The 20,988-nt window shown below is 72.8% G+C and carries 14 protein-coding genes and 3 pseudogenes; 6 read left to right on the forward strand and 11 right to left on the reverse strand.

Features of this window, described 5'->3' with window-relative positions; genetic code table 11:
• Nucleotides 1–157: 157 nt before the first annotated feature.
• Both ACZ53K_RS31030 and ACZ53K_RS31035 read right to left on the reverse strand, forming a co-directional pair.
• Nucleotides 158–1,719, reverse strand: a pseudogene (locus ACZ53K_RS31030) (3-keto-alpha-glucoside-1,2-lyase-like domain-containing protein).
• Nucleotides 1,716–3,936 (reverse strand): annotated as a pseudogene (locus tag ACZ53K_RS31035) (ThuA domain-containing protein). The pseudogenes ACZ53K_RS31030 and ACZ53K_RS31035 overlap by 4 nt, the downstream one beginning before the upstream one ends.
• Before the next feature lie 365 nt (nucleotides 3,937–4,301).
• Between ACZ53K_RS31035 and ACZ53K_RS31040 the strand changes: the two are divergent.
• From ACZ53K_RS31040 to ACZ53K_RS31055, 4 genes and pseudogenes are all read left to right on the forward strand, one after another.
• Nucleotides 4,302–5,308 (forward strand): annotated as a pseudogene (locus tag ACZ53K_RS31040) (multicopper oxidase domain-containing protein).
• A 5-nt stretch (nucleotides 5,309–5,313) separates the two neighbouring features.
• Nucleotides 5,314–6,117 carry an SDR family NAD(P)-dependent oxidoreductase gene (locus ACZ53K_RS31045; RefSeq protein ID WP_468843046.1) on the forward strand — a complete coding sequence of 268 codons (804 nt, stop codon included), beginning with the start codon at nucleotides 5,314–5,316 and terminating at the stop codon, nucleotides 6,115–6,117.
• Between the two features lie 11 nt (nucleotides 6,118–6,128).
• Nucleotides 6,129–7,019, forward strand: a complete 891-nt coding sequence (locus tag ACZ53K_RS31050; RefSeq protein ID WP_468843049.1) for a LysR family transcriptional regulator — start codon at nucleotides 6,129–6,131, stop codon at nucleotides 7,017–7,019.
• A gap of 51 nt (nucleotides 7,020–7,070) precedes the next feature.
• Nucleotides 7,071–7,445 carry a VOC family protein gene (locus ACZ53K_RS31055; protein ID WP_468843052.1) on the forward strand — a complete coding sequence of 125 codons (375 nt, stop codon included), beginning with the start codon at nucleotides 7,071–7,073 and terminating at the stop codon, nucleotides 7,443–7,445.
• Nucleotides 7,446–7,455: 10 nt separating this feature from the next.
• Here the strand turns inward: ACZ53K_RS31055 and meaB are convergent, their stop codons facing one another.
• From meaB to ACZ53K_RS31070, 3 genes are read right to left on the reverse strand one after another with little or no spacing between them, the layout of a single operon-like run.
• Nucleotides 7,456–8,487, reverse strand: a complete 1,032-nt coding sequence (meaB, locus tag ACZ53K_RS31060; RefSeq protein WP_468843054.1) for a methylmalonyl Co-A mutase-associated GTPase MeaB — start codon at nucleotides 8,485–8,487, stop codon at nucleotides 7,456–7,458.
• 12 nt (nucleotides 8,488–8,499) lie between these two features.
• Entirely contained in the window at nucleotides 8,500–10,725 is a 2,226-nt protein-coding gene (gene scpA / locus ACZ53K_RS31065) for a methylmalonyl-CoA mutase (RefSeq protein ID WP_468843057.1), read from the reverse strand.
• Nucleotides 10,725–12,617: a methylmalonyl-CoA mutase family protein gene (locus ACZ53K_RS31070; RefSeq protein ID WP_468843059.1), complete on the reverse strand. Its 1,893-nt coding sequence runs from the start codon at nucleotides 12,615–12,617 to the stop codon at nucleotides 10,725–10,727. Before ACZ53K_RS31070 ends, scpA begins: the two co-directional genes overlap by 1 nt.
• A gap of 242 nt (nucleotides 12,618–12,859) precedes the next feature.
• Here ACZ53K_RS31070 and ACZ53K_RS31075 point away from each other — a divergent pair, with 242 nt between their 5' ends.
• On the forward strand, nucleotides 12,860–14,119 hold the full coding sequence (locus tag ACZ53K_RS31075) for a DUF4185 domain-containing protein (protein ID WP_468843062.1): 1,260 nt from the start codon (nucleotides 12,860–12,862) through the stop codon (nucleotides 14,117–14,119).
• Nucleotides 14,120–14,162: 43 nt separating this feature from the next.
• Here ACZ53K_RS31075 and ACZ53K_RS31080 read toward each other — a convergent pair whose 3' ends face one another.
• The 5 genes from ACZ53K_RS31080 to ACZ53K_RS31100 all read right to left on the reverse strand — a co-directional run bounded on the left by ACZ53K_RS31080 (nucleotide 14,163) and on the right by ACZ53K_RS31100 (nucleotide 19,552).
• Nucleotides 14,163–14,561, reverse strand: coding sequence for a VOC family protein (locus ACZ53K_RS31080; RefSeq protein ID WP_468843065.1), 399 nt, complete (start codon nucleotides 14,559–14,561; stop codon nucleotides 14,163–14,165).
• A gap of 89 nt (nucleotides 14,562–14,650) precedes the next feature.
• Complete coding sequence (locus ACZ53K_RS31085) at nucleotides 14,651–16,351, reverse strand: CocE/NonD family hydrolase (protein ID WP_468843068.1); 1,701 nt, start codon at nucleotides 16,349–16,351, stop codon at nucleotides 14,651–14,653.
• Nucleotides 16,352–16,563: 212 nt separating this feature from the next.
• Nucleotides 16,564–17,151: a hypothetical protein gene (locus ACZ53K_RS31090; RefSeq protein WP_468843070.1), complete on the reverse strand. Its 588-nt coding sequence runs from the start codon at nucleotides 17,149–17,151 to the stop codon at nucleotides 16,564–16,566.
• Nucleotides 17,148–18,845, reverse strand: a complete 1,698-nt coding sequence (locus tag ACZ53K_RS31095; RefSeq protein WP_468843073.1) for an ATP-binding protein — start codon at nucleotides 18,843–18,845, stop codon at nucleotides 17,148–17,150. Before ACZ53K_RS31095 ends, ACZ53K_RS31090 begins: the two co-directional genes overlap by 4 nt.
• Nucleotides 18,842–19,552, reverse strand: coding sequence for a response regulator (locus ACZ53K_RS31100; protein ID WP_468843076.1), 711 nt, complete (start codon nucleotides 19,550–19,552; stop codon nucleotides 18,842–18,844). Before ACZ53K_RS31100 ends, ACZ53K_RS31095 begins: the two co-directional genes overlap by 4 nt.
• A gap of 190 nt (nucleotides 19,553–19,742) precedes the next feature.
• Between ACZ53K_RS31100 and ACZ53K_RS31105 the strand changes: the two genes are divergently transcribed.
• Nucleotides 19,743–20,495, forward strand: a complete 753-nt coding sequence (locus ACZ53K_RS31105; protein ID WP_468843079.1) for a polysaccharide deacetylase family protein — start codon at nucleotides 19,743–19,745, stop codon at nucleotides 20,493–20,495.
• 60 nt (nucleotides 20,496–20,555) lie between these two features.
• On the opposite strand, the gene ssgD is transcribed toward ACZ53K_RS31105, so the two are convergent.
• A complete protein-coding gene (gene ssgD, locus ACZ53K_RS31110) occupies nucleotides 20,556–20,963 on the reverse strand; it encodes a spore wall synthesis regulator SsgD (RefSeq protein WP_468843299.1) in 408 nt (135 codons plus the stop codon).
• Nucleotides 20,964–20,988 lie beyond the last annotated feature (25 nt).

Raw genomic sequence — 20,988 nt, forward strand, 5'->3', positions numbered from 1 at the left:
GGGGGGGGGGGGGGGGGGGGGGGGGTGGGGGGGGGGGGGGGGGGGGGGGGGGTTGGGGGGGGGGGGGAGGGGGGGGGGGGGAGGGGGGGGGGGGGGGGGGGGGGGGGGCCCCCCCCCCCCCCCCCCCCCCCCCGCCCCGCAGGCCGCCCCCGCGGCCCTACAGCTCCTTGATCCGCACGTCGCGGTACGAGATGACGTCGGCCGTCCCGTGCACCTGGAGACCGATATAGCCCGCGGCGAACCGGCGGCCGTCGGTCCCCGGATCAACCGCCCGCGGCGGGAAGAACTCCCGCCGGTGTTGTCGAACTCGTTGATCAGCACACCGTTGCGGAAGACCGAGTAGTGCTGGCCCACCACCCGGATCTCGTAATCGTTCCAGGTGCCCTTCGGTGTGACACCGGCGCCGCCGAGCCCGACCCGGTCGAAGCCGTAGACCGACCCCGTCTTGTAGAGGTCGCCGTCCGGCCGGTCCAGGATCTGGATCTCGTGGCCGTACTTGACGGCCACCCACTCCGGCCGGGGCTCCTCGGGATGGTCGTACACGTACGGGAAGCGGACGAAGACGCCGCCGTTGGCGTTGCCGGTGCCCGGCGCGTCGTCGCGGAACCGCAGCCGCAGCGAGAAGTCGTCGTACGTACGCCGTGGGAACCACAGCATCCCCATGCCCGACACCGTGGAACTGCTGGTCATCGCGCCGTCGGCGGTCGGCCCGAAGGCGCCGCCGCCGACCTGCCGCCAGCGGTCGAAGGACGCCTGCGTACCGTCGAACAGAGCGCGGTATCCGGCGTGGTGGCCGGGCGCGCCGATCCCGGAGGTGTCGGCGGCCGCGTTGACGGCCCGGCTCTCGCGCTCGTCGAGCACCCCGTCCGCGAGCAGCTTGGCGGTGACCGTCCTGACGTGCTTGAGGAACAGGGCGCGCGAGGACCAGTCCTTCTCGTCCTCGATCAGTTCATTGACGGTGCAGCGGTTGCGGGTGACGCGATTGGGCACGCCCGTGTCGACCGTGCCGACGACGATGGTGCGCCGCTCGTCCCACTCTGGGCAGTTCGGTGCGGGCAGCCCGCCGCCCGGGGCGATGGTGAAGGACACCCGTACCGCTTCGGACGTGTTGCCCGCCCGGTCGGTGGCGCGGTAGCGGACCTGGTACGTGCCGGGCTCGCGGACCAGCACCGGCGCGGTGTACGGCTGGAACGCCGCGCTGCCCACCGCGTATTCGATGGTGCCCACCCCCGACCCGGTGTCGGAGGCGGTGACCGTCACCGTCGCCCCGCCGCCGTCCGTGACGACCAGGAGGCCCTGCATCTGCTCGTGCCCCGGGATCGTGCAGTGGTAGCGGTACGTACCGGGGGTCAGGGTGACCTCGGTGGTGTACTTGCCGCCCTGTGCGTCGCCCGGGTTGGCCATGATGTTGAGCTGTACGTCGTGGTTGTACCGCGGGTCGGAGACGTCGAAGGTCAGGGTGTGCGGCATCCCCATGGTGTTGCCGGTGGCCGTGCTGTTCTCGAAGACGATGGTGGTCCGCCCGGCCACTGCGGTGGCGGGCGCGGTCGTGTACTTGGTGATGTCGTCGCCCGCGGTCCAGGTCAGGGTCTGCTGCGCGGCCGGGGGCTCGGGTGCCGTCGGCTGTCCGGGCGGCCGTCCGTGTGCTGTCGTGGCGGTCAGGCCGACGAGCATCAGCAGGGCGGTCAGCAGCACCGCCCACCTGCGCCGTTTGATCATCGCCCGGCCTCCCGTCCCGTACGGGCCAGCTTCGCTGGGCGCGGGGTGGGCCCGCCGCCCGTGTACGTCACCCGCCACAGCGCGGACTTGGCGTCCGAGGTGAAGAAGCCGCGCCCGTAGTCGAGGACGTACAGCGCGCCGTCCGGGCCGAACGTCCAGCCCATGAGGTTGCGGATGCCGTCCGCGCCGACCGGCACGATCTTGTCCAGGCTCTCCGCGTGCGCCGGCAGGCCGCCCGAGCCCGCCGTCCGCGGGTCCGTCACCAGCGCGTGGCATGGCTGGTCACCGTCGTAAAAGTCACCGACGAACCACTTGCCGCCCCAGTAGGCGGGCCAGGCGCCCTTGCCGGTGGCGGCCGCGTCGTGGCGGTGGACCGGGCCGTCCATCGCGGCCTGGCCGCCGCCCTTGAGCCAGGGCAGCAGCAGCTTCTGCTCGGACAGCTTGTAGCTGGGGACGCCCTGGGCGTCGCGCGGGAAGTCGGGGCCGCCGCCCTGCGGTGCGTACCAGACGTTGTTCGGCTCGGCGGGCGGGATGGCGACCAGGCCGTCGTTGTGTGGGGACTCGTTCTTGAGGTGCTTGCAGTCGTACCAGCCCAGCGGCTTCGACGGGTCGGGCAGATTGCGGTCGCGGTACGGCTGGTTGTTGCCCATGCAGTACGGCCAGCCGCGGTTGCCCGCGTGGGTGATCGCGGCGAAGGTGTCGTACTTGGCCGGGCCCCAGGTGGTGCTGGGCTCGGTCGCGTCCGGTCCGACCCAGCCCGCGTACAGCGTGTCGGTCTTCTGGTCGACGGAGATGCGCGAAGGGTTGCGCACGCCCATCACATAGATCTCGCCGCGGGTCTTGCCGCCGCCCTCGTCCGGCTCCTTGCCCGCGAAGAGATTGCCTTCCGGCAGTGTGTACGTGCCGTCCGGCTCGGGGTGGATGCGCAGGATCTTGCCGTTGAGGTTGTTGGTGTTGCCCGCGGTGCGCCGCGCGTCGGCGAAGGCGACGCCCTTGTACGTCGGCTGCGGGTTGTTGCCCGAGTAACCGCCGCTGAACCGCGAGGAGTTGTTGTCCCCGGTGGCGATGTACAGGTTGTTCTCGGAATCCCAGGCCAGGCCGCCGCCCGCGTGGCAGCAGCTGTGCACCTGCACCGGCCACTTCAGCAGCACCTTCTCGGAGGCCGGGTCCAGTCCGATGCCCAGCAGCCTTCCTCGTTCTTGACGAGTTCGTCGCCGCCGCCCTTGTTGCCGAAGACGCTTACCGTGCCCACGAGCGAGACCTTGCCGGTCTTCGGGTCCCAGACGTGGACGGTGCCCTCGCCCCTGCCGACGGCCGGATCGTTCCAGTCGGTGACGACCGGGGTGCTCGCGTCACCACCGCCGCGGCCGATGAAGAAGACCCGGCCGTCCTTGGCGGTCACCAGTCCGTGCGGTTCGCTGATCTGGTCCTACCTGCCCGGCTGATTGGGAGCGGTCAGCCGCTCGGCCTTTTAGTGCGAGGCGATGGCGGCCTGGCAGTCGGCGCGGGCCAGCCGGGTGGTCCACAGCAGCGCGCGCCGCGCAGATGCGTACGGAAGTCGGCCTCGCGGAAGCTGTCGGGCGTGCCGCCCATACCGGTGTAGAACGACCGGCCGCCGTCGTAGTCGCGGCACCAGGAGACGGGGTGGTCCCAGCCGTTGGCGCCGGGTCCCGGCCGGTAGGTGTTCTCCCGTACCCGCGCCACCGTGTGCACCGAACCACTGGGAGTGGTGGCCCAGTTGAGCCACTTGTCCGGGCGTTTCCACTGGACGGGCAGATCCTTCGTGGCCGGGTGGCCGCGGTCGCCGATCTCCACGACGGCCCGCTGCGCCGCGCCCGGTACGGTGGCCGTGGGGCGGGCGCCGAACAGGCCGGTGAACCAGTCCGAGTACGGCTCGGCGCGCGCCGCGTCGTGGATGCCGACGAATCCGCCCCCGGCCTCCAGGTAGCTCTCCAGACCCGCTTCCTGCTCGGGGTCGAGCAGGTCGCCGCCGCCGGTCAGGAAGACGACCGCGTTGTACGTGCCCAGGCGCGCGTCGGTGAAGACCGACGCGTCATCGGTCGCCTCCACCGCGAAGTGCTCGGCGGGCGGTCCCTGGCGGCCGATCCGCTCGACGGCCTCGATCCCCGCGTCGACCGTGGGCGGCTCCGCGCCCGCCGACGCGTGGAAGACCAGGACGCGTACGTTCGCACCGCCCGGCGGGCTCGGCAGCCGCAGTCCGGCGTCCGGTCCGGAGGCGTTCGCCGGCGCGCCGCCGAGCAGGGCGGCCGACACGGCCAGCACCAGCGCGGGAAGGCCGACAGCGCGTCCGGCCGGCGGGCGTTTCGGCGGTCTGCGTCTGCCGGTGCGCGCCAACGCGCGCAGCGGCCGTGGTAATTGGTGCCGGTTTCGTCGCACGGGTGCACCCGCCCCTTTGTGGCCACGGACGGCAGCAGCCGTTGAAGCTAGACCCCTTTCGGTGACTCGCCAAGAGCTATGGCCGTAACACACCCGACTTTGTCCTGAGTGCGGATAAACGCAGCTGGTGCGGCTACCGTCCCAGACGCCCCCTCCGACCCGTCCCCTCCTCCCGTGGGAGCACGATGACCGAGGAACGCGACGTCCCCAGACGCAGTTTCAACCGCCGCCTCCTCGCCGGAGGCGCCGCCGTCGCGGCACTCGGCACGGCGGCGGCCCCGGCCGTGGCAGCCGGGCACCAGGCGGGGGCGGGCCGCTCCGCCGTCGCCGCGGGCACGGTCAAGCACCTCAAGCTGTACATCGAGGAGCTGCCGGGCGGGCAGCTCGGATACGGCCTGGAGAAGGGCAAGGCGACCATCCCGGGCCCGCCGATCGAGCTGGTCGAGGGCGACACACTGCACATCGAGTGCGAGAACACCCTGAATATCGCGGCGAGTCTGCACGTCCACGGCCTGGACTACGACGTGGCCGGCGACGGCACCCGGATGAACCGCAGTCACCTGGAACCAGGCGCCACCCGTACGTACACCTGGCGCACCCACGCCCCCGGCCGGCGCGCGGACGGCACCTGGCGGTCGGGCAGCGCGGGCTACTGGCACTACCACGACCACGTCGTGGGCAGCGAGCACGGCACCGGGGGCATCCGCCGGGGTCTGTACGGGCCGGTGACCCGCTGCCCGACCGGCAGTTCACCATCGTCTTCAACGACATGACGATCAACAACCTGCCGAAGGGGTTGGACTTCACCGCCACGGTGGGGGAGCGCGTGGAGATCATCTCGATCACGCACGGCGAGTACTACCACACCTTCCATGTGCACGGTCACCGCTGGGCCGACAACCGCACCGGGCTCCTGACCGGCCCGGACGACCCGAGCCGCGTCATCGACAACAAGATCACCGGGCCCGCCGACTCCTTCGGCTTCCAGTTCCTCGCGGGCGAGGGCGTGGGCGCCGGCGCGTGGATGTACCACTGCCACGTCCAGAGCCACTCCGACATGGGCATGGCCGGACTGCTCCTGATCGCCAAGCCGGACGGCACGATCCCGGGCCACGACGGGCACGGTGGCCACGGCGGGCACGGAGGTCATGGAGGTCATGGAGAGGTGCCGCCGTGGTCTCCTGCACAATGATCGACATGACGGAGACGACAGGCATGGATGCGGGACGCGGCGCGGCCGCCGGCGGGCTGCTGGACGGCAAGGTCCTGCTGATCACCGGCGCGGGACGCGGCATCGGCGCCGCCGCGGCGCGGCTGTTCGCGCGGGAGGGGGCCGCCGTCGTGCTGACCGCGCGGACCGGCCCGGAACTGGCTGCGGTGACCGAGGAGGTACGGGCCGCGGGCGGCACCGCCGATCACGTCGTCGCCGACCTGGCGGACCCGGCCGCCGTACAGCGCGCGGTGGACACGGCCGTGGAGCGGCACGGCCGTCTGGACGGCGCTTTCAACAACGCGGGCATGGGCATCGGGCACGCCCCGCTCGCCGAGATCCCCGTCGAGGAGTTCGACCGGATCACCGCCGTCAACCACCGGGGCGTCTGGCTGGCGATGGCCGCCGAGATACGCGCGATGCTCGCCACCGCGGGCACCGGCGCCATCGTCAACAACAGCAGCGTCGGCAGCCTGAAGCCGTCCGCCGGAATGAGCCTGTACGGCGCTTCCAAGCGGGCCGTGAACAGCCTCACCCAGACCGCCGCCGTCGAGTACGGTCCCCAGGGCATCCGGGTGAACGCCGTCGCCCCGGGCACGACCATGACCGCCATGATCGAGGACTGGGCCGCCCGCGAACCGGACGTCGTCGACCGGCTCATGGCCCGTACCCCGCTGCGCCGTGCGGCCGCCCCCGAAGAGGTGGCCCAGGCCGCCGCGTGGCTGCTCAGTGACCGGGCCTCGTTCGTGACGGGCGCGATCCTGCCCGTCGACGGCGGCCTGACCGTCTGAGCGGGAACGTCGTGGACCTGACGTCCCTGCAGACGTTCCGGGTGGTGGCCCGGCACGAGCACATCAGCAGGGCCGCCGCCGAACTGCGGATCGCGCAGCCCGCGGTGAGCCGGACGATCGCCCGGCTGGAGGCCGGCCTCGGGGTGCTGCTCTTCGACCGGCAGGGGCGCTCGATCCGCCTCAACCGGTACGGCGTGACCTTCCTGCGCCGCGTCGAGCGGGCGCTCGGCGAACTGGACGACGCGCGGCGCGAGCTGGCGGACGCTGCCGGACCGGACCGGGGGCGGGTCGTGGTCGCCGCCGAGACGCTGCTGACGCTCTCCTCGCTGCTCTCGGCCTTCCGGACCGCGCACCCCGGTGTCGAGATCCGGCTCCATCAGTCGACCGCGGCCTTGATGCGGCGGCAGCTGGCGGCACGTGAGGTGGACGTCTGCGTCGCCTCACAGCCGCTGGGCGGCGCCGGGCTGCGGTCGGTGGTGCTGATGGAGGAGGATGTGCTGCTCGCCGTACCGGTCGGGCATCCGCTGGCCGACCGGGAGCGGGCCGGTCTGGAGGACGTCGTGGACGAGCCGTTCGTGACCACCCGCCCCGGCCACTGGCAGCGCGAGCTGCTCGACCGGCTGTTCGCCGCGGCAGGCCGTGCCCCGGTCATCACTTGCGAGGGTGACGAGCCGGCCGCGACCCAGTTCCTGATCGGCGCCGGGCTCGGCATCGGACTCATCCCGGCCATCGCCCGCAACGAGACGCCGGAGGCGCCGGTGCGCTGGCTGCGCCTGGACGTGCCGGACTGCCGCCGCACTCTGTGCCTGGTGCGACGCGCGGACCGGTATGTCTCCCTGGCGGAACGGCACTTCGAGGAGGCGGCCGTCGCGCACTTCGCGGCCGGGGCTCCAGCGGAGTGAGTTCGCGCCTCGTATACGGTGGTGCGTCTCACCGACCTCTGGGGAGGGTTCGTGCCCGTCACGCTCAACCACACCATCGTGCCCGCCGCCGATCACCGCGCGGCGGCCCGGTTCTTCGCCTCCGTCATGGGCCTGGAAGAGCTGCCGCCGGCCGGGCGCCACGGGCATTTCGCCCCCGTACGCGTCAACGACCAGCTGACCCTCGACTTCATGACGGTGCCGGAACCCGAGGGGCACCATCTCGCCTTCGACGTGGACCCGGACACCTTCGACGCGATCCTCGCGCGCATCCGGGCGGCCGGGGTGGCGTTCGGCAGCGAACCCGCCCACCCGGACAACGGCCGCACCGACCACCCGCTGTGCCCACGCGGCCTGTTCTTCCAGGACGACGCCGGGAACCTGTTCGAGGTGATGTCCCCGGCGTGAGGCCCGGCCGCTACAGCTCGCCGTCCGGCATCCCGAACGCCTTGAGGATCCGCTCCGCCGCGAGTGTCGCGGTCAGCGTGCCGGACCGTACCTCCCGCTCCACCTCCGGCGCCACGTCCCGGACGCCGGGATGGTCCTGAAGCCGGTTCAGCAACTGCTCGCGGACCATCGACCAGGTCCAGTCGACCTGCTGGTCGCGCCGCTTCTCCGCCAGGGCCCCGGTGGACTCCAGCAGCTTGCGGTGCTGTTCGACGCGGTCCCACACCGTGTCCAGGCCGGTGCCCTCGCGGGCACTGCACGTCAGCACCGGCGGGGTCCAGGCGGCGTCCGGGGGCTGGAGCAGGCGCAGCGCGCCGGACAGTTCCCGGGCCGCCGACTTCGCGTCGCGCTCGTGCGGGCCGTCCGCCTTGTTGACCGAGACCAGGTCGGCCAGCTCCAGGACGCCCTTCTTGATGCCCTGGAGCTGGTCGCCGGTACGGGCGAGGGTGAGCAGCAGGAACGTGTCGACCATGTTGGCGACGGCGGTCTCGGACTGGCCGACGCCGACCGTCTCGACGAGCACCACGTCGTAGCCCGCCGCCTCCATGACGACGATGGACTCCCGCGTCGCCCGCGCCACCCCGCCGAGGGTGCCCGAGGTGGGGGAGGGCCGTACGAACGCCGCCGGGTCGGCGGCCAGCCGCTCCATCCGTGTCTTGTCGCCCAGGATGGAGCCGCCGGTCCGGCTGGACGACGGGTCGACGGCCAGCACGGCGACCCGGTGCCCGGCCCCCGTCAGCTGGGTGCCCAGGGCGTCGATGAAGGTCGACTTGCCGACTCCGGGCACTCCGCTGATGCCCACCCGCCGGGCCGTGCCGGAGTGTGGCAGCAGCTCGACCAGCAGCCGCTGCGCCAGCGCCCGGTGGTCGGCGCGGGTGGACTCCACCAGCGTGATGGCGCGCGCGATCCAGGCCCGGGAGCCGTCGCGCACGCCCGCCGCGTACTGGTCGATGTCGATCGTCGGTCGCTTGCGGGCCGCTCGGGGCCGGGGTGTCTCAGGCATCGACGTCGTGGCTCACAGGTCGTGGCCGAGGGCCTCGGCGAGGTCCTTGACCAGGTCGTACGCGGCATCGGGGATGACCGTGCCGGGTGGGAAGACGGCCGCGGCACCCGCCTCGTGCAGCGCCGGGATGTCGCCGGGCGGGATCACCCCGCCCACCACGATCATGATGTCCTCCCGGTCCTGCGCCGCCAGTTCCTCGCGCAGCGCGGGCACCAGCGTCAGGTGTCCGGCGGCCAGCGAGGAGACGCCCACGACGTGCACGTCCGCCTCCACCGCCTGCCGGGCGACCTCCGCCGGCGTCTGGAACAGCGGGCCGACGTCCACGTCGAAGCCCAGGTCGGCGAAGGCCGTGGCGATCACCTTCTGGCCGCGGTCGTGGCCGTCCTGGCCCATCTTGGCGACCAGGATGCGCGGCCGGCGCCCCTCGGCCCGCTCGAACTCCGCCACCAGGTCCCGGGTCCGGTCCACGCCGGAGGACGGTCCCGCTTCGTCTCGGTACACACCGGAGATCGTACGGATCTGGCCGGAGTGGCGCCCGTAGACCTTCTCCAGTGCGTCGGAGATCTCACCCACGGTCGCCATCGCACGGGCCGCGTTCACCGCCAGCGCCAGCAGGTTGCCCTCCAGGCCCTGGCCGGGACCGGCCTCGGCGGCGGCGGTCAGCGCCCGCAGCGCGTCCTGGCAGGCCGCCTCGTCGCGCTCCTCGCGCAGCCGCCGCAGCTTGTCGATCTGCTGCGTGCGCACCGCGGAGTTGTCGACCTTCAGCACGTCGATCTGCTCGTCGGTGTCCACCCGGTACTTGTTGACGCCGATCAGCGCCTGCCGCCCCGAGTCGATCCGCGCCTGCGTACGGGCCGCGGCTTCCTCCACGCGCAGCTTCGGGATGCCCGCGTCGATGGCCTTGGCCATGCCGCCGGCCGCCTCGACCTCCTCGATGTGCTGCCAGGCCCGGCGCGCCAGGTCGTGGGTGAGCTTCTCGACGTACGCGCTGCCGCCCCACGGGTCGATGACCCGGCAGGTGCCCGACTCCTGCTGGAGGAAGAGCTGGGTGTTGCGGGCGATGCGGGCGGAGAAGTCGGTGGGCAGCGCGAGGGCCTCGTCCAGCGCGTTGGTGTGCAGCGACTGGGTGTGGCCCTGCGTCGCGGCCATCGCCTCCACGCACGTACGCGTGACGTTGTTGAACACGTCCTGCGCGGTCAGCGACCAGCCGGAGGTCTGCGAATGGGTGCGCAGCGACAGCGACTTGGGGTTCTTCGGCTCGAACCGCTGGACCAGCTTGGCCCACAGCAGCCGGGCGGCCCGCAGCTTGGCGATCTCCATGAAGAAGTTCATGCCGATCGCCCAGAAGAAGGACAGCCGCGGCGCGAAGGCGTCCACGTCCATCCCCGCCTCGATGCCCGCCTTCAGGTACTCCACGCCGTCCGCGAGGGTGTACGCCAGCTCCAGGTCGGCCGTCGCGCCCGCTTCCTGGATGTGGTAGCCGGAGATGGAGATGGAGTTGTAGCGCGGCATCTTCTGCGAGGTGTACGCGAAGATGTCGGAGATGATCCGCATCGAGGGGCGCGGCGGATAGATGTAGGTGTTGCGGACCATGAACTCCTTGAGGATGTCGTTCTGGATGGTCCCGGCCAGCTTCTCGGGCGGTACGCCCTGCTCCTCGGCGGCCACGATGTAGAGGGCGAGGACGGGCAGCACCGCGCCGTTCATCGTCATCGACACGGTCATCTTGTCCAGCGGGATGCCGGCGAAGAGCTGCCGCATATCGTAGATCGAGTCGATGGCCACGCCCGCCATGCCGACGTCACCGGTCACCCGCGGGTGGTCGCTGTCGTAGCCGCGGTGGGTCGGCAGGTCGAAGGCGACGGACAGGCCCTTCTGACCGGCCGCCAGGTTGCGCCGGTAGAACGCGTTGGACTCCTCGGCGGTGGAGAAGCCCGCGTACTGCCGGATCGTCCAGGGCTGGTTGACGTACATGGTCGGGTACGGGCCGCGCAGGTACGGCGTGATGCCCGGGTACGTGCGCAGGAAGTCCAGCCCGGCCAGGTCCTCGCCGGTGTACAGCGGCTTGACCTCGATGCCCTCGGGCGTCTCCCACACCAGGTCGTCGACGCCCTTGCCGGTGGCCTCCTGCACGGCGGCCGTCCACTGTGCCGCGTCGCCCTCGGGAGCCTCCGGATCGCCCAGGTCGACCGTGCTGAAGTCCGGGATGGCGCCCGCCCGTCCTGTCGCGCGCTCCATCACGCCACCTCCATGACATCCAGGGCCGAGGACAGCACCCCGACCGCGTCGCAGCCCGCGAAGACGAAGGCGTCCACTCCGGCTCGTTCATATGCTTCCCGCTGTCCGCCCGGTTTCCCGGCCAGCAGCACCTGCCGCGCGCCCGCCGCCTTGAGCGCCGCCGCGACCTCGGCGGCCTGCTCGGCGTACAGCGCGTCACTCGAACACAGACAGGCGATACCCGCGCCGCTCGCCGCGAACGCCTCGGCCGCCGACTCCGCGTCCACCGAGGCGGGCTCGTGCACCGGCTCGATACCGCCCGCCTGGAAGAGGTTGGCGGCGAAGCCGGCGCGCGCGGTGTGCACCGCGGCCGGGCCGAGCGCCGCGAGGAACGCCTTCGGGCGGTCGCCGGTCGTTGCCAGGTGCGCGTCCGAGCGGGCGCGCAGCGTCTCGTACGCCTCGTCCCGGCGCACCCGGGGGAGGCCGCCGCCGGCCGGTACGGGCGCGGGCTCGCGCTCCACCGCCGGCTCCGCCAGGAACGGGAACTCGCTGACACCGGTGACCGGTTCGCGGCGGTGTGCCAGGGCCTCGGACCGCTTGCGCCAGGTCGACGCCAGCCGCTCGCGGACCATCCCGGAGCCGAGCGCCGCGGCCTGCCCGCCCGCGGCCTCGATCTCCTGGAACCAGCCCCAGGCAGCGCGGGCCAGCTCGTCGGTGAGCCGCTCCACGTACCAGGAACCGCCCGCCGGGTCGATCACCTTCGACAGGTGCGACTCCTCCAGCAGGATCGACTGGGTGTTGCGCGCGATACGGCGGGCGAACGCGTCCGGCAGCCCGAGCGCCGCGTCGAAGGGCAGGACGGTGACGGCGTCCGCGCCGCCCACCCCAGCGGACAGGCCCGCCACGGTGGTGCGCAGCATGTTCACCCACGGGTCCCGACGGGTCATCATGACCGTGGAGGTCACCGCGTGCTGGCGCTGCGCCCGCGCGGCGGGGGAGGCGCCGCACACCTCGGCGACCCGCGACCACAGCCGACGGGCGGCCCGCAGCTTGGCGATCGTCAGGAACTGGTCGGCGGTGGCCGCGTAGCGGAACTCCAGCTGCGCACAGGCGGCGTCCACATCGAGGCCCGCCGCGGTCAGCTCCCGCAGGTAGGCCACGCCGGTGGCCAGCGAGCAGCCCAGCTCCTCGGCGGTCGAGCCGCCCGCCTCGTGGTACGGCAGCGCGTCCACGGCCAGCGCCCGCATCCGCGGCGCCTCGTCGGCGCAGCGGCGGGCCAGTCCGGCCGCCGCCTCCAGCTGCCCGGCCAGGCCGTCCGCGCGGCCGGTGCGGGCCACCACGCCCAGCGGGTCGGCGCCCAGCGTGCCCGCCGTCTCGGACGGCGCCACGCCCTTCGCGTCGCAGAGCCGGAACCACGCGTCGCCCGCCGCGGCGAAGTCCGCGCCCGGGTCCAGGGCGACGGCCGCGAGGTCGAGGTAGACCCCGTCGAGCGCGGTGGCCAGGTCCGCCGCCGGCACCCCGCCGCCCCCGACGGTCAGCCACAGCGAGGTGACGCCGTTCTCCAGGTCGGCGAGGACCGCCTCGTTGGCGCGCCGCGGATCGGTGTCCGCGTGCCGCTGCCGTACGTCCCAGCCCGCGACGGTGCTGCCGGTGGCGCGGCCGGCCCGTACGAACGGCGGGAACCCGGGGCGGCCGGTGGCGTCGGCGGCGGCGGGCGCGTCCTCGGCGGTATAGAGGGGGCGGACCTGGATGCCGTCTTCGAGCGCGGTGGCGAGCGCGTCCTCGGCAGCGGTGCCGGTCGCCTCCACGGCGCCCGACTTGCGCAGGACGCCTTCGACCAGGCGCTGCCACTGCTCGCGGTCCGCGTCCGCGAACGCGGCGGCCAGAGGGAGTTCGGGGGGCTGGGCGGTCATGGCAGCAGGCTAGGCGAACGGTCGTTAGCCGCAGCAGGGCCACGGGCTGTGACCTTGCACTCGTTGACCTGGGATTGCTCCATTGGGAAGCTCGACGATCGCCCTTCCGGCGCCCTGTCTACCTGTGAGTAGCCGCCCAGGGGCGGACAGACCGCTACATTTTCGGCAGGTCGGGGTGTTCCACGGCCGTCGTACGTCCGGTTCTGTACGGTGGGCGGCCCGCCACCGTGCCGAGGAGGGACATGCGCGTGCCGCCGGTCAGGCGAACCGCCGCCGTGGCGGCGGTGCTCGCCCTGATCGCCGGCCTGGCCGTACTGCTCACGCTTCCCGGCGATGAAGGCCCGGCGTGCACCGGACGGAAGATCGGCTCCTGGGCCGCCGAGTCCCGCTTCACCGGCGAGTTCACCCGGTACGGCAACGACAACGCCCGCGTCGACGACTGGACCGGCGGTGACGGCACCCACTCCGTCCGGCTGCCCGACGGCCGGACCCTGTGGCTCTTCTCCGACACTTTCCTCGACCGGGTGCAGCCCCCGCCCAACCCGGCCGGACAGCCGTACGCCTGGCGCTCCTCCGACACCGGCCGCGCCCCCGCCCTGACCCACAACTCCCTCGTCGTCATGGACCGGTCCGGCCGCCTGGAACGCACCCTGACCGGCGCCGCCGGCCCGGGCCCGTTCTTCCCCGACACGCCGGACGGCTGGCGCTGGCCGGTGCAGGCGCACGTGGAACCCCGTACACCCGGTTCACCCGAACAGGTCGTCCGCGTCCTGCTGTGGAACCGCGCGCCGGGACAGGCACCGTGGATCTTCGGCATCCCCCGCGCCACCGAGGTCGCCACCCTCTCCCTGCCTGACCTGCGGCTGGAAGGCATCACCCCGGTCGTCGACCAGACCTCCGTACCCGACCCCGCGCGACGCGTGCTGTACGGCACCGCTTCCGTACAGGACGGCGCGTGGACATACGTCTACGGCGGCGACGACGGGCCGGCCCGCCCCACCTCCAACGCCTACCTGGCACGGGTGCCCACCGGCCTGCTCGGCCAGGCCGGAGCCTGGCAGTACTGGGACGGCCGGGACTGGCAGCCACACGCCGACCGGGCGGCCCCGGTGATCCGCGCGGGCCGGGGACGCGGCGTCGGCAGCTCCTTCACCGTCGTACGGGACGGCACCACCTGGGTGCTGCTGTCGATGGACACGCCCGGGGAGCCCGGCAACGCCCTGTCGGCCATCACCACCTACTGGTCGTGCTCGGCCCAGGGCCCGTGGCACGGCCCGACCGCACGCATCACCCCGCCCCGCCCGGCCGACCCCACCGGACAGCACCGCGTCGCCGCGTACAACCCGCAGGCACACCCCGAACTCGGCACCCCCGGGCAGCTTCTGCTCAGCTACGACATCAACTGGCTCGGCCCGCCGGGCGTTCCCTCCGACGACCGGATCAACGGGGATGTCGAGCTGTACCGGCCGCGCTTTCTGCGGCTGCGGCTGGGAGCCGGGTGAACCGGCTGTGTTGTCAGTGCCGGATGCGGCGATCGCCGCGCGCTCAGTCGGTCTTCGGCCCCGACTGCAGTGAGCAGCGCAGCGAGAACGGGTGCCCGGCCGGGTCGGAGTAGACCCGTACCTCGCGGGGGCCGGTGTCGTCCTTGGTGTCGAGCGGGCGGGCGCCGAGGCCGACCGCCTTGCGCTCGGCCTCGTCCATGTCCTCTTCGGCGACCAGCAGATCCAGATGGGCCTGGAGTGAGCTGTCGGGGCGCGGCCAGGTCGGCGGCGTCATGTTCAGGTCGCGCCGGAAGGACAGCAGGGTGCCCTCCGCGACGACCTCCACCCGGTCGGGCAGGTGCTCCCTGCGGACCTCGCCCTCCAGGAACCCGGCGTAGAAGTCCGCGAGTTTCTCCGGGTCGGCGCAGTCGAGCACGAGCACGGCGGCTTTGACCAGTCCCATGGCATCTCCTCGGCCCCGTGGGCCCTCGGCAGGGCACCGTCACCGGTGCCGGCCGCGCGGCGCGCGGGCCGGGACGACGAGTACCGCGGTCAGGCCGGTTCACTCCCGCTGTCCGGGGCCGGTGCGGTCATCAGCGGCAGCACCACGGCGGAGGGGCGGCCCGGTTCGTGGAAGATCTCGAACCGGATGGGCCGGCAGGCGACGGCCGAAGCGACCGGCTCGCCGGTCCCGTGGTGGCGCGCGAACCGGGGGAACGCGCCGCCCGCCACCTGGATCCGCAGGCTGTGCCCGCGCAGGAACCGGTAGCCGGTCGGATGCAGTTCCACCCGGGCCGCCACCACGCCGTCCGCGTCCGCCTCCGGCGAGCCGGGGCGCAGCCGCAGGATGCCGTCGGTGACGTTGCGCGAGACACCCGCCCGGTCCACGTCGCACAGCCGTACGAAGACATCGCCGTGCCCGGAATCCGTACGGACGTGCACCACGGCCGACACCGGGCCGATCAGGTCGAGGTCGCGGGGCAGCGGCCGGCCGGTGAAGAGCAGGATGTCGGGCCGCCGTTCGACCGTCGTGTTGTCCTGTTGCCGTATCTCGCCCGGCAGCAGCAGCGGGCCGCCGGTCGACGGGGTCGGGTCGGCGCCGTGGTAGGTGAATTGGTCGGGCGTGCTGTCCGGCGGTTCCGGCCAGTCGAGCCCGCCGGACGGCTGGAGGTGCAGCGGCGTCGGGGCGGACTGCGGCGGCGGCCACCGGTCGAAGTCCAGCCAGCGGCCCGCCCGCTGGAGGTAGAGCCGGACCGGCGACTGGTGCAGCTGGGTGGTGTCCCCGGCCAGCTGGGCGCTCAGCCAGGACACATGGTCGGTGAGGGTGGCCTTCAGCGCGTTCCGGTCGTGGGCCCACGGTCCGATCGTGATCCGTGAGCGGTGCCCGGCGGCGGTCAGCCCGGTGAAGTCCCGCAACTGGTACGGCAGGAACAGGTCCCACCAGCCCGTCACCATGCTGGTCGGCGTGGTCATCCGCAGTGCCGCCGTACGGTGGTCGATCGGCGCCCAGAAGTCGTCTCCGGGCCCGGCGTGCGCGCTGACCTCGCGCAGGAAGCGTTCGGGCCGCCCGATGGCCGCGAGGTCGGACTCGCCGACGGGCAGCGTCCGCATCGCGCGCTGCACCCTGCGGGTCTGGAGCGGGTTGGGCAGCAGGCCGCCGAGCGGTGCCTCCTCCTGGGTGCCCGTGGCGGAGGACCACACCAGCATGTTGTGCAGCGCCAGCACACCGCCCGGGTAGAAGGCGGCGGGGAAGTCGGAGGTGGTGATGCCCAGGCACATCGCCTCCAGCGGCGGGTCGAGGTAGGGGCCGACCGCCCACTCCGTGTGCCCGAGGTAGCTGGCGCCGGCGGTGGCCAGCCGGCCGTCGCACCAGGCGCGTTCGCGCAGCCATGCCACGGTCGCCAGTCCGTCGTCCTTCTCGTGGACGAAGGCGCGGAACTCGCCGCCGGAGCCGAAGACGCCGCGGACGTTCTGCGCCACCACCTGGAAGCCCCGCCGCGCCAGTACGCCCGCGAACAGTTTGATGTCGGGCTTGTGCTTGCCGTACGGCGTACGCAGCAGCACTACCGGCAGTGGCCCGGCGCCGCGCGGCCGGTAGCGGTCGGCGAGCAGCACGGTGCCGTCCCGCATGGGAATCCGCAGGTCACGTACGCATTCGACGTCGGGGGTGACCGGTTCGGGCATATCCAGATACCGGTCCACCAGGCGGCCGAATGCCCGCCCGGTCCTGTCCCGCAGCAGGGATTCCGCCATCGGACCCTCCCATCGTCCGTTCCGGCCTGTCGCCTCCGTGTGCTGTGTCACGCAGGGTTCACGGGCGTCACTCCTGGTGTGGCTTCGGGAGGCGCCCCGGGTGATCCAGTGTCCGGCTTTTCCCGGGATCGTGCACGTACGCGCTCGCCGTCGCCGGGCGGCACGGCCCCGGCACACCGCACACTCCGCGGGGCGCGGCGGCCGGAACGGTGTCAGCCGGACGGGGCGGCCGAGGGGCTGGGCTGGATGAACGGGAAGGCGTTGGTGCCGCCGCACACCATCGGGCCGACCCGCACGTTGTCGCCCACCAGCGTCACCAGGACGTCCGAGGGGCTGCGACCGCCGGGTACGGAGGCGTTCGCGGCGGTGCACACCAGCTGGCTCATGGACGGGGTGTCGAGCCGCTTGGCGTTCAGGGGCACGTGGACGGTGACCCTGCCGTTCTCCGCCTCCGCGGTGACCCGGCCCGGGAGCACCGGCAGCACGTTGGTGAGGCCGCGCTGCCGCTCGGCGTCGTTGGGGCCCTTCAGCAGCAGGTTGATCGCCTCCTCGGGGCCGACCGGCGCGTTCGCCGGGCGGCTGGCGGGGCGCAGGCCGGTCGGGCCGAGGAAGTAGAGCTGGACGTCGGGCACGGGCTTGCCCGGCGCCTTGAGGCCGTGGGCGGGCTCGCCCGCGTCGATCACCCCGGTCGGCGCGATGCCGCAGCCGGTGACGGTGCTCACCGACAGGGCGCCCAGTACGCCGGCCAGCAGGGCGCCCAGGGCGATCCGCCGGGCCCGTACGGAGTTCGGCACGCTCACGTCTGGTCCGCCTTCCCGGCCGGCCCGGCCGCCGGGCGCTGCGCCGGGCGGTCACCGCCGCCCGCCGTGTCCTGGCCGCCGTCCGTGCCGGCAGGGTCGTGCTCCGCGTCGGCAGGGTCGTGCTCCGCGTCGGCGGGGCCGCTGTCCGTACGGTCCGCGGACGCCGGCGCCGGTGTGTCGCCCGCCGCCGGGGCGTCGGCGGCGGTGCCCGTCTGCTGCCCGGGCAGTGGCAGTTCCACGGTGAATACCGCGCCGCCGTCGGGACAGTTGGCGGCCTGCATGGTCCCGCCGTGCAGCCGTACGTTCTCCATGGCGATCGCCAGGCCCAGCCCGCTGCCCTCGGAACGGGCACGCGCCGAGTCCGCCTTGTAGAAGCGGTCGAAGACGTGCGGGAGCACCTCGGGGTCGATGCCGGGACCGCTGTCCACGATCCGGATCACCAGCCGCTCGTCGCCCGGTTCCGGCGCGCGCAGCAGTACCCGTACCGGCTCTCCGCCGTGGTGCAGCGCGTTGCCGACCAGGTTGGCCACCACGACGTCCAGCCGCCGCGGGTCCAGGCGCGCCCGTACGCCGTCCGGCAGTTCGGTGCCCACCCGGCCCTGCCAGGCCCTGGCCTGCAGCGTCTTATGGATCGTCTCGGCGACGTCCACCTCGTCCAGGTGCAGCGCGGCGGCTCCGGCGTCGAAGCGCGAGACCTCCATGAGGTCTTCGACCATCCGGGCCAGCTTGCCGGTCTCCTGGCTGATCAGCCGGACCGCGGAGGCGGTGTCGGGGTCGAGCGCGTCGGCGTCCTCGTCGAGTACGTCGGTGACGGCGGTCATCGCGGCGAGCGGTGTGCGCAGCTCGTGCGAGACGTCGGCCGCGAACCGCCGTGCGTTGGCCTCCATGCGGCGCAGGTCGGCGACGCTCTCCTCCAGCTTGGCGGCCATGTCGTTGAACGTCCTGGACAGGTCGGCCAGCTCGTCGGCGCCCTTGACCTCCAGCCGGGTCTCCAGCTTGCCCTCGGCGATCCGCCCGGCGGCCTGCCGCAGCCCGCGCACCGGCCGCAGCACCCCGCGCGCCGCGAGCAGCGCCGGGACCACGGCCAGCGCGAGCACCGGCAGGGCGCCCCGCTGCGCCGCGCTCACCAGCGCCTCGACGTTGTCCTCCTCGGCGTACAGCGGGAGCTGCGCGTACACGGACAGCGGTGACGCCTTGCGGGCCTCGGTCTGCGACTGCATCACCGGCATGCCGATCAGCAGCCAGGGGTCGCCGTCCCGGTCCACCCGCTGGAACGCCGTCACATGCCGTTTCTCGACGGATTCCCGCAGCTCCCCGGGGACGATGACGCGGCGGCGCAGCCGGCTGCGGTCGTCCTCCGCGACGCCCTTGTACTGGACGTAGACGTCCCAGTCCCGGGCCTTGCCGGAGCGGTCGAGCTGCCGGGTGAACTCGTCGACGTCCTCCCGGGTCGGCGGCACGGCGAGATCGGGCGCCAGCGAGTTGACCTGCCCCCGCAGATCTTTGATGGCGGTGTCCTGCGAGCGCTGGAGGATGGCGTTACGGGCCTCGCGGTAGGTCAGCGCCGCGGTGGTGAGCGCGCTGACCGCGGCGACCAGCAGGAACGCGACGACGAGCCGGGCCCGCAGGCCGCGCGGCAGGGAGCGGGTCAGGGCGAAGCGGCGCGGGCGGCCGGCGGGCCGGGGTCGCTTCACAGGGGGCCGAAGCGGTAACCGAAGCCGCGTACGGTCTGTACGTACCGGGGGCTGCGCGGGGTGTCCTCGATCTTCGTACGGAGCCGCATCACACACGCGTCCACCAGCCGCGCGTCACCGTGGTAGCTGTGCTCCCAGACGTGCTCCAGCAGCTGCTGGCGGCTGAAGACCTGCCCGGGGGTCGCGGACAGGAACAGCAGCAGTTTCATCTCGGAGGGGGCCAGCGGGAGGTCGGCGCCGCTCTTGGAGACGACCAGTCCGGCACGGTCCACGGTGAGTTCGCCGTAGGTCTCCACGGGCGCGGGCCCCGGCTCGGCGGGTCCGGCGGCGTCCCCGTCGGCGGGCAGCGCGGTGCGGCGCAGCACCGCGCGGATACGGGCCTCCAGAACTTCGCCGCGTGCGGGTTTGACGATGTAATCGTCGGCGCCCGCCTCCAGGCCGAGCACCACGTCGAGGTCGTCGCCGCGGGCGGTGAGCATGATGATCGGCAGCTGGCGGTCGGCGCGGATGTGGCGGCAGACCTCGAAGCCGTCCTTGCCCGGGAGCATCAGGTCCAGCAGCACGATGTCGGGGCGGAAGGCGGGGAGGAGGTCCAGGCCGTCCTCGCCGCTGGCCGCGGCCGCCACTTCGTGGCCGCGCCGGCGGAGCGCGAGGCTGACTCCGTCGCGTACGGCGGCGTCGTCCTCGATCAGAAGTACTCGGGGCATGGCACCAGTATCAATAATTTTCATGATGGATCGGTAACAGGTGGATCCTGCCCTCAATTCTTCGCATCTGTCGTGATGCAAGGCAGTAAACGCGCGAGCACATCGCAGGGGGAATCGTACGGCGTCGACGGAGGCGCCCGTACAGAGGTCCGCGGTGGCCCGCGCACGGCAATGAGGGACGGGATACGCAATGGCACGGCACGTCAGGCGGAGCGGCATCATCGGGGTGGCCGCGGTGGCGGCGGCGTCGCTCGGGGTGGCCGGATATCTGACCTTCGGGCAGTCCGGAGCCACCTCCGAGGCGCGCGCGGACACCACCGAACAGGCGCGGCCCGCCCCGGTCGACCCGAGCATCGTGCACGCCTCCGACCGGCCCGGCAAGAGCCTGAACATCACCATCGACGACGGCCCGGACCCGGTCTGGACCCCGAAGGTGCTGGCCACGCTCAAGAAGTACGACGTCAAGGCCACCTTCTGCATGATCGGCCCGTCGGCGAAGGCGCACCCGGACCTGGTCAAGAAGGTGGCGGCGGCCGGCCACAAGCTCTGCGACCACACCATCAGCCACAACACCGGCATGGACCACCAGGCCGAGAGCTACCAGTCGAAGCAGATACTCGACGCGCAGCAGATGATCGAGAAGGCGGCGGACGGGCAGCGGGTCGACTATTACCGGGCGCCGGGCGGCGCGTTCACCCCGTACAGCAGGAAGCTGGCCGCAGAGCGGGGGATGCGCCCGCTGGGCTGGAACGTGGACAGCAAGGACTTCGAGCGGCCGGGCACCGACGCGATCGTGCGCACGGTGCGCCGGGAGCTGCACAACGGACCGACCGTCCTCTTCCACGACGGCGGCGGCGACCGCAGCCAGACGGTCGCGGCGCTGGACCGGCTGCTGCCGTGGATGAAGCAGCAGGGGTACGGATTCGGGTTCCCGCAGCGCTGACGCGGGCGGGGGAAGCGGCGTCCGGCCCCCGGGATGCGCCCGGGGCCCGGACGCCGCTTCTCACGCGTCGCCGAGCAGCTCCGCGAGGCCGCGGTCCAGGTCGAGGAGTTCGCCGCCCGCGGGCACCGCCTCGTACGTACGGTCCAGGAAGCGCCGCAGGTCCGCGGTGTCGACCTGGACCATCGCGACGCCGTCCTCGACGTGGAACTCCAGCACCGTCCGGCCCCGGCCCACCGGGCGCACCCGGACGTCGCCGCTGCCCGACGGGGACCCCAGTCCGTCGGCGAGCAGTTCGCGGGCGAACGCCCAGTCGACCGCGGCGCCGTCCAGCGAGATCTCCGGGGGGAAGGAGATCCGCACCGCGAGCGGGTCGGCCGGGTGGTAGTGCAGGACCGCGGGCACGCTGTGCGAGCCGGGCGCGGTCGCGATGAGACGTACCTGGACGGCTTGGTCGATGACACTGGGCACCGCGGCTGCTCCCTTACGGCTGTCG

It is taken from the genome of Streptomyces sp. NPDC033221 (genome assembly GCF_055577005.1).